This window comes from Nocardia vinacea (assembly GCF_035920345.1).
Lineage (GTDB): Bacteria > Actinomycetota > Actinomycetes > Mycobacteriales > Mycobacteriaceae > Nocardia > Nocardia vinacea_A.
On sequence record NZ_CP109149.1, the window covers coordinates 2,361,251 to 2,377,387 of the forward strand.

The window sequence follows — 16,137 nt, forward strand, 5'->3', positions numbered from 1 at the left end:
GTGCCTGATTCACGCCTGCGGGTGCGTCCGCGGGCGGCCAACGGGTGATCGGCCAGGGGGTCCGCAGCCCCGGGCCGACACCACGAAGCCCCGCCGTCCCGCTGCAGACCGGGACGGCGGGGTCCGGTGTCTTACCGACCAGGCAGGAAACGGAAGCCGCGGGTGAGCGTCATCAGCAGCCGCTGCCATTTGTCCTGCGAAATCACCGGCGGCGCATCGAGATTCATGAACCGCGTGACCACCACGGTCTGCGGTTCGGTGAACTTCAGCAGCCCGTCCGAGCCGTGCCTGCGCCCGACACCGGAGATACCCATACCGCCCATCGGGGCTGCGGTGGTGCCCCAGGCCGGGGCATAACCCTCGTCGACGCAGACGGTGCCCGCGTGCAGCCGCTCGGCGATCCGCTCCCCCGCGTCCTTGCTCTCCGCCCAGACGCTCGCGTTCAAGCCGTATTCGGTGTCATTGGCCAACCCGATCGCCTCCTCGACGCTATCGACCGGGTAGATCGAGACCAGCGGGCCGAAGGTTTCGTTGCGGCCGCATTCCATCTCGCCGGTGACATCGGCGAGCACCGTGGGTTCGAAGAACAGCGGTCCCAGATCCGGGCGCGCCTTGCCGCCCGCGAGTACCTGAGCGCCCTTGGAAGTCGCGTCGGCGACGTGCTTCGAGACGGTCTCCAATTGCGCCTCGGAGATCAGGCTGCCGATATCAGCCGAATGGTCATAGGCCGCACCGAGTTTCGCGGCCTGAACGGCGGCGACGAACTTCTCGGTGAACTCCGCGGCGACCGCCTTCTCCACATACAGTCGTTCGATCGAAATACACAGCTGACCCGCATTGGAGAAGCACGCGCGCACCGCGGCCTTGGCGGCCTTGTCGAGCTTCGCGCCGCGGGTGACGATCATCGGGTTCTTGCCGCCGAGTTCGGCGGAGAAGCCGATGAGCCTGCGCCCGCACTGTTCGGCCAGGGTGCGCCCGGTCGCGGAGGAGCCGGTGAACATCAGGTAATCGCAGTTGTCCACGATGGCGGTGCCGACCACGGTGCCCGGTCCGGTGACGACGGCGAGCAGGTCGCGGGGCAGTCCGGCCTGGTACAGCAGTTCGGCGCCGGCCAGTGCGGAGAACGGGGTCTGGCTATCGGGTTTGACGATTACCGCATTGCCCGCGAGCAGCGCCGGGATCGAATCGCCGATGGACAGCAGCATCGGATAGTTCCACGGCGCGACCACACCGACGACGCCCTTGGGCTGGTGACGCACGGTCGCCCGGTTGAGCACCGGGAAGGCGCCGGGAACACGGTGCGCGTCGAGCAGATCGGGCGCGACCCTGGCGAAGTAGCGGGCCGCGAACATCAGGCCCATGATCTCTTCCTGGGCGGCCCAGCGCGCTTTACCGGTTTCGGCCTGGATCACGTCCATCAGGAATTCGCGCTGTTCGACGACCAATTCGCGGTATCGCTCGAGTACCGCGGCACGATCCTTGGCCGAGCGCACGGCCCATCGGGACTGCGCGGCCTTGGCCTTGTCGAATGCGGCGGCCACGTCATCGGCGGTGCCCACGGGTACGCTGCCGAGTGCGGTGCCGGTGAAGGTTTCGGCGATGGTTTTGCGCGCACGGGCGTCCGGATCAGCGATCGCGGCGAGCGCACTCAGGCGGTCGAAGACTTCGGCATTCGGCGCGGGCATCGGTGCCTCCTACTTGTGAGTAACCCCCGGATACACACAACATACGCCGCCTGCCGTAGCCATAGCAGCCACTACCCGGGTTTGGCAGGTGACAACGCCTATTCGACCGAAACTGTCACGTTCGCGAGAGCTGATTTGTCTCATGAGCACCTGAACCCCATCGAGGGAGGAACCATGAATATCGCACTCTGGATCGGACAGATCGTGCTGGCCGTCGTGTTCACCGCATCCGGGATCGCGAAATCCACACAATCCAAGGAGAAGTTGGTCGAGATGGGCCAGACGGGTGTCGCGGTGTACCCGAAGACGGTGGTGCGCTTGACCGCCTACGCCGAATTGCTCGGTGTCATCGGCATTATCGTGCCGTGGTGGACCGGGATCGCGCCGGTGCTCACCCCGCTGGCGGCGGTCGGTTTCGCCGTGGTGATGATCGGTGCGATCAGCTCGCACATACGTCTGCGCGAGCCCCGCAACATCGCGATCACCACGACGATCCTGATCATTGCCGTACTGGTCGCCATCGGCCGATTCGCCGGCCTGTGACCGCGTTAATTGAGCCCACACCGGGCTCGCTCCATGCGCACGCGGGTCGACGAAGCGCTCAAAGGCAGAGCACGGGTTCGCGTGGCCCGGTATCAGCGAGGTCGCACCGCTGCGCACCGAGGAATTGATCGCCGGTTGAGCAATTCCTTTGCCGCCGTGGACTTCTTCGAACGACGCGGACTGGCGTTCATGGTCGCCGTCAACTACTTCGACGGCGCACCGGTCTACACAGTCGAGGAGGTCCGCGACGCCCTGGACCTCGACGACCACATCCCGGTACTGCTCGGCGACGCCCGAAACCGCCAGTCCTGCAAGAACAACCCTGCTGACGCTGGTCCAGCATCTCATCGAACGGGCCAGCGCAAGTAGGACGGGTATGTCAACTCGAGTCCCGCTCAGCGGGACATGAGCAACGAAATGGTCACAACTGGTTTAGGTTATGGCGATGTTCAGAGCGAGGCTCGGGGTCCGAACGCGGATTCTGGCGATCGCGCTCGTGCCGAGCCTGACTCTGCTCGTGGTCGGCGTGGGCGCGGCGGGATATCTGGTTGCCGAGGGAAATAAAGCCAAGGACTGGGCGGCACAGAATCAGCAGGCGATACCCGCGGCCCGCGAATTGCTCGAGGCTGTCCAAGGCGAACGTGCGGTTACGCTGGCCGCGCTAACCGGCGACGAGACGCTCACCCCCACCCTGGGCGCGGCCCGCATGCGCCTCGACAGCGCGCTGAAGGGGCTGCTCGATGCTTCGGCCGGATTGCGGGAGGTGGACGATTCGAAGATCGGCGATAACGCCGCGAACTTCACCACCCTCACGGCGTCGATGACACAGGTCCGCACGCTGACCGATGCCGGGACGTTGCCAGTCCCCGACGCATACAACTTCTACAACAGGCTGCTCGACATCTTCACCTTCGGCACCGAGCTAGCCGAGCAGAGCGCACCGGATGCCGAGATCGGCGTGCACATCGCCGACAGTATGCGGATCTTCCTGGTGGTCGAGGCGATGTCGCGCAGCACCGCGCTCGCGGGCATGATCGCCAATGCGAACGGGCCGACCCCCATTCCGATGGAGGAGTTCCTGCGCGAGATCGGCTTCTATCACGCCGAGGCCGCCAATCTCGCAGGCGAACTGGACCGCACGCAGCGCGAGAGCCTGCAGACGCTGACGACTAGCCAGGCCTGGCAGCAGCTGACCGCCATGGAAAACGCGCTCGCCCAACGCAATACATCAGCGACGAGTACCACCTCCAGCTCGTCGAGTTCGTCCAGCAGCACTACCAAACAGGCGACGCCGCCAGCCTTGCCGTTGAGCACCCAGGAGTGGCACAGTGCCGCCGCCGAGGTGAACCGCGGCCTGATCGATGTGTGGATCACCCAGAGCAAGTACTCGCAGCAGTTGGCCGAGGAGAAGGCCGACGATGCCACCGCGCGATCCGCGTGGGCCGGTGGCGGTGTCGTCGTGGTCAGCCTGCTGGCATTCTTGATCGCGATCCTGCTGGCCAACCGAGTCATCAACCGGCTCGAGCGGCTTCGCGGTGAAACCCTCGCGCTGGCCGATGAGCGGCTGCCCGAGCTGATGCGTCGGCTCGGCGAGGGTGAGCTCATTGATCCGGAGGCCGAATCAGCGGAACTGGATTACGGTCACGACGAAATCGGCCAGGTGGCCCAGGCCTTCCAGCACGCGCATGCCGCGGCCGTGGCGGGCGCGGTGACCGAGGCACGCACCCGTGAGGGCGTGAAGGCGGTCTTTCTGAATATCGCGCACCGCAGCCAGATCGTGGTGCACCGGCAACTGGAGATCCTCGACAAGGCCGAAGAGCGCCAAGAGGATCCCGTCATGCTGGACACGCTGTTCCGGCTCGATCACCTCGCCACTCGCGAACGCCGCAATGCCGAGAACCTGATCATCCTCGCCGGTGGTCAGCCGGGCCGTCAGTGGCGCAATCCGGTGCCGTTGATCGACCTGGTGCGCAGCGCGGTCGGCGAAACGCTGGACTACGCAAGGGTGCGGGTATCGCGGCTGCCTGAAACCCATGTACACGGGGCGGTGGTGGCCGACTTGATCCACCTGCTCGCCGAGCTGGTCGACAATGCGACCTCCTTCTCACCGCCGCAGTCGCGGGTCGAGGTGAGCGGCAATGTGGTGGGGAAGGGCGTGGTCACCGAGATCAGCGATCAGGGGATGGGCATGGCCGAGTCCGAGATCGCCCGGGTCAACGAGATGCTGCGCAAGCCACCGGATTTCGGTGTCGCGGCATTGTCGTCGGACTCCCGCCTCGGACTGTTCGTGGTCGCACAGCTGGCCACCAGGCACGGGGTGTCGATCCGGCTGACGGAATCCGACTACGGCGGCATCCGCGCTATCGTGCTCATCCCGTCGGCTCTGCTCGCCGATGAACCAGCCGCGCTGACAACGGGTTCCGAGCAGCTGGAATCGGCGCGCCGACGACGGCACCCGGTCCCCTTCGTCGACTCCTCTCCCTTTGGTGGCGCCGAAACCGAGTCCGCCGTGCTCACCGCACCTGCGCTGGCATCGCCCGCGATCGAGTCATCGGCGCCGCGCCCTGCGTTCGAGGCGCCGCAGCCCACCGCAGCGGATACCAGGCCCGCGCTACCGCGCCGGAACCGGCAGGCCAGCATCGCACCACAGTTGACGCAGCCGACCGTGGTCGAGCCGGAAGCCGAAGAGTCGCAGGAGCGGGAGCGCTCCGCGGAGCAGGCCCGAGATCTGATGTCCGCCATCGAAAATGGGACCAGGCAGGGCCGCCGCGCCGTCCCCGATGCCGTGCTGCCCGAAGTGGCGGCCGCCGAGCAATTCGGCACCTATCAGGGACCGAGCGGCAATCCCTCGGATGAACAGGAAGGCAACGGTGACTTCTTCCAGCCCCGGTGATCTCAACTGGCTCCTCGACGACCTCGTCGATCGACTGGCCGGCGTGCGCTACGCCGTAGTCCTATCCACCGACGGCCTACTGCTGGGCCGCTCCACCGCCATGACCCGCGAAGACGCCGAACACTTCGCCGCCATGTCCTCCACCCTCTACGGCCTCGCCCGTAGCGCCGGCGCCCGCTTCGACGGCGGCGGAGTCCGCCAAGCCGTCATCGAACTCGACCGCGCCGTACTGTTCGTCACCTCCGCAGGCGACAACGCCTGCCTCGCACTACAAGCCACCGAAACAGCCAACCTCGGCATGGTCGCCTACGAAATGAACGTCACCGTCCAACGCGTCGGCACCTACCTATCCACCCCAGCGCGTTTGCCATGACACACGGCGGTGGGCAATGGTTCGACGACGAGGCCGGTCCGCTGGTCCGGCCCTACGCGGTCACCCGCGGGCGGGTGATGGGGGCAGGCCATGACCTGGACATGCTCACCGTGGTCGTCACGGCCGATCCGCCGCCCACCCTGCGGCGGACCGACCCGGAATACGCGGATATCGTACGACTGTGCCGCGCACCGCAGTCGGTCGCCGAGGTGGCGGCGTATCTGAAACTTCCCTTGGCAGTCACCAAGATTCTCGTCGGCGATCTGATCGGCGAGGGCCACTTGATCTTCCGGGCACCGGTGCAGCCGGACGCAGGACCCGGCGATCTCAACATATTGCGAGCGGTACTGGATGGCATCCGAAAACTTTGACCCGACCCGGCCAGCTGCGACACCGCAGCTCGCGGCCTCGGTCAAAATTCTCATCGCCGGCGGATTCGGCGTCGGCAAAACAACCATGGTGTCCTCGATCAGCGAAGTCGCACCGCTGCGCACCGAGGAATTGATCACCGAGGTCTCCACCGGAGTCGACGACCTATCCGGCGTCGAACACAAAACCACCACCACCGTCGCCCTCGACTTCGGCCGCATCACCATCGACCACGACCTCGTCCTCTACCTATTCGGCACACCCGGCCAAGACCGATTCTGGTTCCTCTGGGACGAACTCTCACGCGGCGCACTCGGGGCCGTCGTCATCGCCGACACCCGCCGGTTGAGCAACTCCTTCGCCGCCGTGGACTTCTTCGAACGCCGCGGACTCGCATTCCTCGTCGCCGTCAACTGCTTCGAAGCCGCACCCGTCTACACCATCGACGAAGTCCGCGACGCACTCGACCTCGACCCCCACATCCCAGTCATGCTCTGCGACGCCCGCGACCGCACCTCCTCTAAAGAAGTACTGCTGAACCTGGTACAGCACCTCATCGAACGGGCCGGGCGGGCTCCTGTCGCCACCTGATCGTGGCCAAGGGACCTTCGAAGCCGTTGTCGGCCAGAAAGACCCGGACTGCGGCGAGGCTGTCGTGCGGTTCCAGCTCAGTGATGTCGGTGCTCATTTCTGATGCCCTTGAACGCGGAACGCAGTCCGTCGATCCGGATCGATTCACGATCGAACGATCAACCGGAAACCCAGATGTGAGGTCGAGGTCTCAACAGCCTGGGCCATTCGGGCCGCGGGTCGGTACCGCCGGCAATAGTTCAGGGCGCACAGGTGTGAGCCGCCCTTGATGACGCGGCGGCCGATGCGCGGCTGCGCTCTGTCGCGACTGTTTTCTTCCGTGCCGCCTCGCGGATCGACGGCGACACAGCAGGCATGCGCTTGGCTCTGGTGCGCGGTGTACCAGTCCTGGGTCCACTCCCACACGTTGCCGACCATATCCACCAGGCCGTATCCGTTCGCAGGGAAGGAACCCACCGGCGACGTTCCTTCGAATCTATCCACCCGCGTGTTGTGGTACGGGAATTCGCCGTGCCAGGTGTTGGCCATCACCGTATTCCCCGGCTCGAATTCGTCACCCCACGCGAACTCGGCGCCCTCCAAACCCCCTCGGCAGGCGTACTCCCATTCGGCCTCCGTCGGTACGTCCTTACCCGCCCAGTCGGCGTATGCCGCGACGTCGTCCCACGCGATGTGCACCACCGGATGGTCGGGCCGCTTCCGGATCGAGGTACCCGGTCCCTGCGGATGCCGCCAATTCGCACCGGGAACCCAATGCCACCACTGATACGGGCGGTCCATGCGCACAGGACGATCCGGCTTGACGAACACCGACGAGCCCGCGACCAGCTGATCAGGATCGGCATCGGGGTAGTCAGCTGCCGTCGGCGCCCGCTCGGCGACGGTGACGTAGCGGGTGTGGGAGACGAATCTGGCGAATTCGGTATTCGTCACCGGACGCGGGTCGATCCAGAATCCGCCGACCGACACCCGGTGTGCCGGCGCCTCCTCGGGATAGTGGCTGTCCGAGCCCATGGTGAACGTGCCGCCCTCGATCCACACCATCCGCTCGTGCCCGCCCGGTGCCGGTGACCGGGTAGGGGTGGTCGGCGAATTCCTGGCACCGCTGTCCGTCGCGCGGCTCGAATCCGGACGATGATCACTGTGCTGTAGCCCGTTCGCTGCTCCACTCATACTGTCCAACTATCCACCGCCGACGAAAATCCGGGTATGTGATTCGATTTCATCACCGCGGCGGTCCTATTCCGCATCCGGCATCCTGGTGGTTATCGCGGCATCGGCCGAGCCTGCGGAGTATCGTCAAGCCTGTCCACAGGGTCGGCCGTCGTTGCCGATACTGGTGCTGAATCGCGACCCCGACCGCGAGTTCGACTACGTAGCGGCGCCGAGCAGGCGGTCGACTGTCCGACGCGCAGGGCTGGACGGTGGTCAGCATCAGGAACGACCGGGCGACGGTATTTGAAGCGCCGCAGGGCAACTCGCCTTCGAGGCGAGGGCCGCAGTTCGACGCCTGACCTCGTTCTCACCCGTCGTGGGTGAAGTGAGCGTATCCGCGGCTGCCTAGATTTCGGTCCGGGGGTCTACCCATCGGGGGTCTATCTGTGAGGAGAACGCCCATGGCAATCCCATTCCGCGGTGTGGTCAACCTCGATATCCGCGATTCGGTCCCGGACTGGGGCCCTTACGAGCAGCCGAAGGCGCCATCGGGATCGCCCAATGTCGTGTACATCGTGCTCGATGACGTCGGGTTCGGTGCCATGAGCTGCTACGGCGGTCCGATCGAGACGCCGAATATCGATCGGATAGCCGCGAAAGGCCTGCGCTACAGCCAGTGGCACACCACCGCGCTGTGCTCCCCGACCCGCTCCTGTCTGCTCACCGGCCGCAACCACACCACCAACGGCATGGCCTGCATCAGCGAGTGCGCGGTCGGATTCCCGGGAGCCAACGGCCACATCCCACCGGAGTGCGCCACCCTCGCCGAGGTTCTGGTCGAGCAGGGCTTCAGCACGGCAATGGTCGGCAAATGGCATCTGTGCGCCGAGGACGAGATGAATCTGGCGTCCACCAAGCGCAATTGGCCCGTAGGCCGTGGGTTCGAGCGCTTCTACGGATTCCTCGGAGCGGAGACCAACCAGTGGTATCCGGATCTGGTGCACGACAACCATCCCGTCGAGCAGCCGTCGACACCGGAGGAGGGCTATCACCTCAGCGTCGACATCACCGACCGAGCCATCGAATACATCGACGACGTCAAGGCCATCGCCCCCGATCGTCCGGTCTTCCTCTACTACGCCCCGGGCTGCGCGCACGCTCCGCACCACGCACCCCGCGAATGGATCGAACGCTACCGCGGCCGGTTCGACGCGGGATACGAGGCAATGCGCGCGGAAAACCTCGACCGGCAGAAGCAGATGGGCCTGGTCCCCGAGAACACCGAACTGCCGCCACTCAACCCGATCGGCACCCCCGAGACCCGCAGCGGACCCGACGGCGAGCCGTTCCCGCCGCTGGACTACACCCGCCCCTGGGACACCCTCGCCGATGACGAGAAGCGATTGTTCTCCCGCATGGCAGAGGTGTACGCGGGATTCCTCTCCCACTGCGACGACCAGATCGGCCGCCTGCTCGACTACCTGGAACGCATCGAGCAACTCGACAACACCATCATCGTGGTGGTCTCCGACAACGGGGCCAGCGGCGAGGGCGGACCGGATGGCTCGGTCAACGAGAACAAGATTGCCAACAGCGTCCCCGACGACCTCGCCGAGAACCTGGCCAAACTGGACGAGCTGGGCGGTCCCAAGACCTACAACCACTACCCGAACGGGTGGGCGGTGGCGTTCAACGCCCCCTTCAAGATGTGGAAGCGGTACTCGTTCAACGGTGGTACCTGCGATCCGTGCCTGATCTCCTGGCCCGCCGGGATCAACGCCCACGGCGAGATCCGCGACCAGTACCACCACGCCGTCGACTTGGTGCCAACTCTGCTGGACTGTCTCGGAATCCAACTTCCCGACATGGTGAAAGGCCACGCTCAGGTGCCGCTGCAGGGGGTGAGCATGCGCTACAGCTTCGACGCGGCCAACATTCCGACCGCCAAGCACTCGCAGTTCTACTCCATGCTCGGCGGACGGGGGATATGGCACGACGGCTGGAAAGCCGTCACCACCCACCCCACCCTCAGCGGCTGGAGCCACTTCCCCGACGACACCTGGGAGCTCTACCACACCGAGGTGGACCGTTCCGAGATGCACGACCTGGCCGCCGAGGAACCGGGCAAGCTCGCCGAACTCATCGGCCTGTGGTTCTACGAAGCGGGGACCAACCAGGCATTCCCGCTCGATGACCGCTCGGCCGTCGAAATTCTCACCACCTCCCGCCCCCAGCTCACACCGCCGCGCAACCGTTACGTGTACCGGCCGGGCGGCGCGGAGGTACCGGAGTCGGTCGCGGTCAACATCCGAAACCGCTCCTACTCGATCGGAGCGCTCGTCGACCTGCCCGGCCCGGACGCCTCCGGTGTGCTGTTCTCGCACGGCGGCCGGTTCGGCGGGCACGCCCTCTATATCAAGGACAACCGGCTGCACTACGTCTACAACTTCCTGGGCAGCGAGGAGCAGCGGATCATCGCGACCGAAGATCTACCCCCCGGCCAGAACCTGATCCTGGCCGCCTCCTTCGACAAGGACAGCGAAGATCCGCCCGGCACCGCTCGCGGAGTCCTGAGCCTCTACTACGGCGACCGCAAAGTCGGTGAAGGCCGAATCCGCACCCAGCCCGGCAAATTCAGCATCGCCGGGGAGGGCCTCCACGCGGGCCGCGACAACGCCGAAGCCGTCACCGACGACTACCCCGGAACACGACCCTGGTCCCTCACCGGCGGGACCCTACACCGGGTCGCTGTCGACGTCAGCGGCGAACCGTTCGTCGACCTCGAACGCGAAGCCGTCGCCATGCTCTCGCGCGAGTAACGGCACGGACGACCACCAGGCGTTGCGGAAAGTAGAAGACAGGCAGCACCTGGTGCGAGGAGTGATGCCATGACCACACATGACCAGACCGAGACTGACGCCCGTCTCACCTGGCAGCGCACTGCACCAGCCGGCGATCCGCTTCCGAGCTGGAGGGACTCCGTCAGCAAACAGGAAGTGGTGGACTTCGTCGATCGGGTGACCACCGAAGGCGGTCCCGACGAAGTCCCGCCGGAGGACCGGATCGCGGTCTTCGACAACGACGGCACCCTGTGGTGTGAGAAGCCGATGCCGATCCAACTCGACTTCGTCTTACGCCGCCTGGTCGTGATGGCCGAGCAGGATGAGGCCCTGCGCACCCGCCAGCCCTGGCAGGCCGCCTACACCAAGGACTACGGGTGGCTGAACGACGTGATCACCAAGCACTACCACGGCGACGACAGTCAGCTGAAAGTGCTGGCCGCCGGTGTCCTGGCGGCGTTCGCCGAAACCAGCGTGGAAGAGTTCGAGGCCCACGCCGACACGTTCCTACGCACCGCCCGACATCCCACCCTCGACCGCGACTACCTGGCGTGCAGTTACGCGCCGATGGTCGAACTACTGAAATACCTGGCCGCCAACGGGTTCCACAACTACATTGTCTCCGGCGGCGGCCGCGACTTCATGCGGCCGATCAGCCAGGACGTGTATGGAATCCCGCGGCAACGGGTCATCGGCAGCGGGGTATCGCTGGCTTGGAAGGACGACGGATACAGCGGCACCATCGTCCGCGAGCCCAAGGCCGATGTCTTCGACGACGGTCCCGAGAAGCCGGTGCAGATCTGGAACCGTGTCGGTAGGAGGCCTCTGCTGGCAGCGGGAAACAGCAACGGGGACATCCCGATGCTGCAGTTCTCCGAACAGCCGAACCGCCCCGCGTTGCGGTTGCTGCTGCTGCACGACGACCCCGACCGCGAGTTCGACTACGTCGCGGGCGCCGAGCAGGCTCTCCAGTTGGCCCGCAACAACGGATGGACGGTAGTCGGCATCAAGGACGACTGGACCACCGTGTTCTGACCGATCCCGACCCGCCAGCGTCCCGGCCCGATACCGATCAACATCCACAGCCGGACCCCGCCGCCGTGGCCATCCGAGTGGCGAACGTATGCATCAATACCTGTTCGCCACCGCAGGCAGTTCGGGTGTCGGCCCGATGCGCGGTGGCATCAGCGCCAGCACGACCGGTAGTTCCTTCCGCGCATTCAGGCTTGATGCAACCAGGAAATGAAGAGCAGCACGCCACCGACGGCCAGCAGCAGTGATACCGGAATCGGCCACCACGGGCCGTGCCGACCGAGCAGCCGGCGGGTCAGACGCACCTGCACCGCACCGAGTCCGGCCAGCGCCAGTCCCCATACGGGCAGTAGCCCAACCCCGAGCAGTGCGTGTACCGCCCAGGCCCCGGCCAGCGTCGGACCACCCCACGAGTGCTCGAGATCGTTGTCCGCGATGAGCGGATAGCAGATTCCGCGCACCGCCGCGATTGTTGCCAGGAAAGCAAGAAACCAGGTCAGCAGGCCGATCACACCGGCCAGCACCGAATGCATGACTGCACGCACTGCCAAGGAATCTCGCGGCGCGATGAAAATGCCCAGCAACCGGCGAGGGACCCGAAACCGGCTCGCTATGGGGCCGAGACCGATCACTGGCGCAACCAACGCATATGCGGCCCAACGCAACAGTGAGTGAACCGTGGTCATGTCATCGACCGTATCCCGCGCAGCCGATGCGCGGGCACCTCAGGCCAATCGGCCCGCATCGACGAGGTCGTCGAACAGCAACTGATCGACCGGCGGCACCAGCGCGCGATCCGCATAGGAGAACCAGGCGACCTCTTCGATTTCACTGCTGGCCGCGAGGGTGCCGCGGTAGTCGGCGGTGTAGCAGCTCATCCGGACGACCACATCGCTGGCCGGTCCATGCAGTGCGGCCTCGTAGGTGCCGACGTGGGCGACGGATTCCGGGAGCAGCGCGACGGTCAGTTCCTCTTCGATCTCACGCAGCAGCGTCTGCAGGTCGGACTCCGTGCCCTCGCGTTTGCCGCCCGGAATGTAGAAGATGTCCTTGCCCTTCGGGCGCGCGCACAGGATGCGGCCGTCTTCGATGCGTACCCACGCGACCGTGTCGATCAGCTTCGGCACTCGCCCATCCGCCACCGCCGCAGCCTAATGGACGTATCGATCAATGGGCGTGCTGGAGGTCGGCGGGCAGGATGGAGCGCCCGCCCGCCGCGCCGGGACCATCGACGGGGCGCAGGTCCTGCCCGCGTACCCGCTCGCCGCATTCGGCGCAGACCGGTTCGATCACCGTGGTCTTACCGCAGGATTCGTGCACGGCCTGCACCGGCGGGCCGTCAGGTGCGGCCCACTGGTCACCCCATTGCCGCATGGTATTGACGACGAGCCAGAGTGAGCGGCCCTTTGGGGTCAGCCGGTAGTCGTAGCGGACCGGATTCTCCTGATAGGGCACCTTGACCATGATGTCGTGCGCGACGAGGTGTTCCAGGCGCTGGGTGAGCACATTGCGCGCGATGCCGAGACGCGCGCGGAAGTCGTCGAAGCGGGTCACGCCGAAGAGTGCGTCGCGCACGATCAGCAGCGTCCACCATTCGCCGACCACCTCCAGACACTGGGCGACCGAGCAGTTCATCTCGTCGAAGCTGGTCCTGCGCATGAGCCTCAGCATAGTCGGTTGCTTCAAAGAACTCACTAGCCTAACGGTTCGTTTCCCCAACAGCCGGTCCTCGTCCGCGCGACCAATGTCAGTACCGGCGGCGGTTGGTCAGTCGACGACATCGCTATCTGGGATCGCGGCGGCGCACTGATCGCCTCTGCCCGGCAAACCCGCCGAGTCCTCGGCTGAATCGGGAACTGTCGTGACTTCTGTTGTCGCGGCGCAGGAGATAGGGCCCCACCCACGCATGGTGATCATGACCAGGTGTGGTTACTACGCCACGTGCACGGTGAATCCGGTGTGACCCATGGCTGCGGCGACATGGTCGGCGGCGGCTTTGAGGTCGCGGGTCGGGGGTAGCGAGCCGTCGAAGGTGGTGACCGACAGATCGTCGGCGGTGGTCTCCCAGGTGCCCGCGATACGGCCGCCGATGACCAGGATGGGAGAGATCCAACCCGCTGCCCGACTCACCCGGGCGCGATGTTCGGTGCGGAGTAGTTCGGTGTCGCCCGTGCCCGGTCCGAGGACGTATTGGTCGAAAGCGCCCAGCAGATGTACCGAGGTGCCGGTCGGTTCGGTGGCGGCCAGTTCGTCGGCGTGTTCGGTGAGTATGTAGGCGCGCCTGCCCGCGATATCGACCTCGGTGAGTGCGTCCCCGAGTTCCGAGAACCACCGGCGCACCGTCGTCTTCTTCAGACTGTTGCGGCTGAGCCAAGCGTCGAAGGTTTCCGGTGTCGCCGGGCCGTACGCGCCGAGGTAGCCGGCAATAGCCAAGGGTGCGGCGGCATCGGGTTCGGGTAGGCCGCGCCAACCGTTGATCAGATGGGCCGGGCTGGTGAAGGTGATCCGATTGCCTTGCGCGGGACCGTGACACAGTGCCCCCTGCCAGGCCAGCGGCTTGAGCAGCGCACCCCAGCCGGAGCGCAATTCCTCGCCGAGCCGATGGAATGCGGGTTCGGCGACCAGCGCTTCGACCAGTTCGTCGCGGCTGAGCACCACGCCATCGAGCACCTGGGCCACCGCATCGGCCAGCGCCGCGACCTCCGCCGGCGACGCCCCGAAAGTGCGCTGCCAAGCGGGCTTTTCCCAGGTGCGGGCGGACCCGATCAAGGAGAGGATCGCTGCCGCCATATCGGGGGCGAGCGCGTGCAGAGTTCCGCGCATGGCCCAGGTCTTCATCAGGGTGCCCGCCGCCAATTCCGGTGATAGGGCACCTGGATCGGGTTTACTGCGCCGCAGCGCCACCGCGAGATCCGCGGCCGCGGTCACCTGGGCCTGCACACCGCACAGCCGCTCGACGATCTGGGCGACCCCGACATCGTTGGGTGACGCGACGAATTGCCTGCGCAGCCGCCAAGCGAAAACCTGATCCCAGGTGACGTGCACCTATGCCCCTCCTCTGTTCTGCCGACCGACCAGACCCAACCCCTTACCGGGTCCGGTGCAGTACCGGATTCATCCCAGCACTGTGCTGCAGAACAGTACTCCGACCGCGATCTCGAGAAGACCCACTACGGTCGCCGCCATCACGGCGAGCAATGCGGTCCGGTTCGTCGCGCGACGCACCGCGCCGACCGGCGCGACCAAGCGCTCGGCCCGATCCAGTACGGCAGTTGCCGCTGCGCTCAGCGCGACCGTCGGGGGCGGTTCGGTCGCGCCGACGATCGCGAGCAGGCCTCCGAGCAGCGGCTCCCGGCCGTGCGTGCGCGCCGCCGTATCGTCGGCGCACATCTCGAGTAGTCGGCCGATTTCGTGCACCCCGTCGGTCACCAGACGCATCCCGGGCAACGTGATCGCGATGCCGCGCAGGAATCGGAGCAGTCCGGCATGCCGCTCGCTCAGATGTGCATGCTCGTGGGCGAGCACCGCGGCGAGCTGTTCGTCGGTCAGCGCGTCGACAGCCGCGCTGGTGACGACGATGGTGTCGGGCCGTCCGGGCACGCAATAGGCTTGGCGCTCCGGCGAATCCAGCACGACCGCACCGACGCCGGGCACGCGACGACCGACCATGCGGACGGCGCGTCCGTGCGCGATGGTTTTGCGTCGCATGTACAGCATCGCCTGTGCGACGTGTGCCAGGATGCCGAGGAGCGCGACGGCGACCAGCGCCGCGCAGGTCAGGGTGCCCAATTGGACGAGCAGGCCACCGTGCAGGCGCATCGGCGTCGCCAGCGCGTCAAAGCTGTCGCGCAGCGTATCGATGGGATGCCAGTAGGTGGCGAATTCGACGATCAGCATGGCGGCCGCGATCGCCCACGCACCCAGTGCGCCCGCGATCGCGACCAGCCACGCGAGCACCCCGAGCCGGGGCGCGACACCGCGCCGAGTCAGTCCGCGCAGCACGGTCGGGCCGAAGGTGGCCACCAGGCTGCCGTAGATCATCAGGCTGACGGCTACGTTCACGGCGCCTCTGGGGTTTTGCGTGAGGTCAGGCGGCGCAGCGCGGCACGCAGTCCAGCCGACTCCTCCTCACTGATCCGATCGACGAAATGGCTGAGCACCAGATCCGAGCGCCCGCCCGAACCCAGTGCCTCGAGCATGAGCCGTGCGCTGTGTTCCTCGCGGGTCAGCGTCGGCCAATATCGATATGCCTTGCCCGCGCGTTCGCGCGCCAACCAGCCCTTGCGGTGCAGATTGTCCATGGTCGACATGACCGTGGTGTAGGCAATACCGCGCTCGGCGGCCAGTTCGTCGAAGATTTCGCGGACCGTTGTGGTCTCCGCGTCCCGATCCCAAATGCGGTCCATGATCACCGCCTCCAAATCCCCGAATCCACGCACGATGCCGACTCCCTCATCAACTACTGGACATCTCTGACGTCCCAGGGTAGCTGGCTCGGCTTGTTGCTACGTAGTCATACCGTAGATTCGTTCGATAGCGGCACGCTCTGCTCGAAGCTGAAGACGTTCTCCGGATCGTATCGGGCCTTCACCTGACGTAGCCACTCGCGGCCGGCACCGTAGTACTCGCACTCCCGATCCAACGCTCATCGTCCAA

The 16,137-nt window shown here is 65.9% G+C and carries 15 protein-coding genes and 3 pseudogenes; 9 read left to right on the forward strand and 9 right to left on the reverse strand.

The features are described 5' to 3' along the window. Positions 1-131 precede the first annotated feature (131 nt). Positions 132-1,685 (reverse strand): succinic semialdehyde dehydrogenase, encoded by a 1,554-nt coding sequence (locus OIE68_RS11180; RefSeq protein ID WP_327099316.1) that lies wholly within the window; start codon positions 1,683-1,685, stop codon positions 132-134. Between the two features lie 174 nt (positions 1,686-1,859). Here OIE68_RS11180 and OIE68_RS11185 point away from each other — a divergent pair, with 174 nt between their 5' ends. The 6 genes and pseudogenes from OIE68_RS11185 to OIE68_RS11210 all read left to right on the forward strand — a co-directional run bounded on the left by OIE68_RS11185 (position 1,860) and on the right by OIE68_RS11210 (position 6,454). Next, entirely contained in the window at positions 1,860-2,228 is a 369-nt protein-coding gene (locus OIE68_RS11185; protein WP_327099317.1) for a DoxX family protein, read from the forward strand. Between the two features lie 129 nt (positions 2,229-2,357). Beyond that, positions 2,358-2,637: pseudogene (locus OIE68_RS11190) on the forward strand (ATP-binding protein); the annotation flags it as partial. A 36-nt stretch (positions 2,638-2,673) separates the two neighbouring features. Next, a complete protein-coding gene (locus tag OIE68_RS11195) occupies positions 2,674-5,121 on the forward strand; it encodes a nitrate- and nitrite sensing domain-containing protein (RefSeq protein ID WP_327099319.1) in 2,448 nt (815 codons plus the stop codon). Next, positions 5,099-5,494, forward strand: coding sequence for a roadblock/LC7 domain-containing protein (locus OIE68_RS11200; RefSeq protein ID WP_327099320.1), 396 nt, complete (start codon positions 5,099-5,101; stop codon positions 5,492-5,494). The genes OIE68_RS11195 and OIE68_RS11200 overlap by 23 nt, the downstream gene beginning before the upstream one ends. Continuing rightward, entirely contained in the window at positions 5,491-5,865 is a 375-nt protein-coding gene (locus OIE68_RS11205; protein ID WP_040690502.1) for a DUF742 domain-containing protein, read from the forward strand. Before OIE68_RS11200 ends, OIE68_RS11205 begins: the two co-directional genes overlap by 4 nt. After that, a complete protein-coding gene (locus OIE68_RS11210; protein WP_327099321.1) occupies positions 5,846-6,454 on the forward strand; it encodes a GTP-binding protein in 609 nt (202 codons plus the stop codon). Before OIE68_RS11205 ends, OIE68_RS11210 begins: the two co-directional genes overlap by 20 nt. Before the next feature lie 144 nt (positions 6,455-6,598). Here the strand turns inward: OIE68_RS11210 and OIE68_RS11215 are convergent, their stop codons facing one another. After that, positions 6,599-7,498, reverse strand: coding sequence for a formylglycine-generating enzyme family protein (locus OIE68_RS11215; protein WP_327101634.1), 900 nt, complete (start codon positions 7,496-7,498; stop codon positions 6,599-6,601). A gap of 572 nt (positions 7,499-8,070) precedes the next feature. On the opposite strand from OIE68_RS11215, the gene OIE68_RS11220 reads away from it, so the two are divergent. Next, positions 8,071-10,428, forward strand: coding sequence for an arylsulfatase (locus OIE68_RS11220; RefSeq protein ID WP_327099322.1), 2,358 nt, complete (start codon positions 8,071-8,073; stop codon positions 10,426-10,428). Positions 10,429-10,497: 69 nt separating this feature from the next. Further along, complete coding sequence (locus tag OIE68_RS11225) at positions 10,498-11,484, forward strand: HAD family hydrolase (RefSeq protein WP_327099323.1); 987 nt, start codon at positions 10,498-10,500, stop codon at positions 11,482-11,484. 185 nt (positions 11,485-11,669) lie between these two features. Here the strand turns inward: OIE68_RS11225 and OIE68_RS11230 are convergent, their stop codons facing one another. Genes OIE68_RS11230 through OIE68_RS11240 form a run of 3 tightly spaced genes read right to left on the reverse strand, consistent with a single transcriptional unit; the run spans position 11,670 to position 13,140 of the window. Beyond that, the gene (locus OIE68_RS11230; RefSeq protein ID WP_327099324.1) at positions 11,670-12,167 is read right to left on the reverse strand and encodes a hypothetical protein; all 498 of its coding nucleotides are present in this window, start codon (positions 12,165-12,167) and stop codon (positions 11,670-11,672) included. A gap of 39 nt (positions 12,168-12,206) precedes the next feature. Beyond that, entirely contained in the window at positions 12,207-12,623 is a 417-nt protein-coding gene (locus tag OIE68_RS11235; RefSeq protein WP_327099325.1) for an NUDIX domain-containing protein, read from the reverse strand. Between the two features lie 25 nt (positions 12,624-12,648). After that, positions 12,649-13,140, reverse strand: a complete 492-nt coding sequence (locus OIE68_RS11240) for a helix-turn-helix domain-containing protein (RefSeq protein WP_327099326.1) — start codon at positions 13,138-13,140, stop codon at positions 12,649-12,651. Positions 13,141-13,212: 72 nt separating this feature from the next. Between OIE68_RS11240 and OIE68_RS11245 the strand changes: the two are divergent. Further along, positions 13,213-13,329 (forward strand): annotated as a pseudogene (locus OIE68_RS11245) (thioesterase family protein); the annotation flags it as partial. Positions 13,330-13,413: 84 nt separating this feature from the next. Here OIE68_RS11245 and OIE68_RS11250 read toward each other — a convergent pair. The 4 genes and pseudogenes from OIE68_RS11250 to OIE68_RS47050 form a co-directional block, all read right to left on the reverse strand. After that, the gene (locus OIE68_RS11250) at positions 13,414-14,526 is read right to left on the reverse strand and encodes a winged helix DNA-binding domain-containing protein (protein ID WP_327099327.1); all 1,113 of its coding nucleotides are present in this window, start codon (positions 14,524-14,526) and stop codon (positions 13,414-13,416) included. Positions 14,527-14,595: 69 nt separating this feature from the next. Continuing rightward, positions 14,596-15,543: a M56 family metallopeptidase gene (locus tag OIE68_RS11255; protein ID WP_327099328.1), complete on the reverse strand. Its 948-nt coding sequence runs from the start codon at positions 15,541-15,543 to the stop codon at positions 14,596-14,598. After that, positions 15,540-15,920, reverse strand: a complete 381-nt coding sequence (locus OIE68_RS11260; protein WP_040690485.1) for a BlaI/MecI/CopY family transcriptional regulator — start codon at positions 15,918-15,920, stop codon at positions 15,540-15,542. Before OIE68_RS11260 ends, OIE68_RS11255 begins: the two co-directional genes overlap by 4 nt. A gap of 74 nt (positions 15,921-15,994) precedes the next feature. Then, positions 15,995-16,126, reverse strand: a pseudogene (locus OIE68_RS47050) (BBE domain-containing protein); the annotation flags it as partial. Positions 16,127-16,137: the final 11 nt, after the last annotated feature.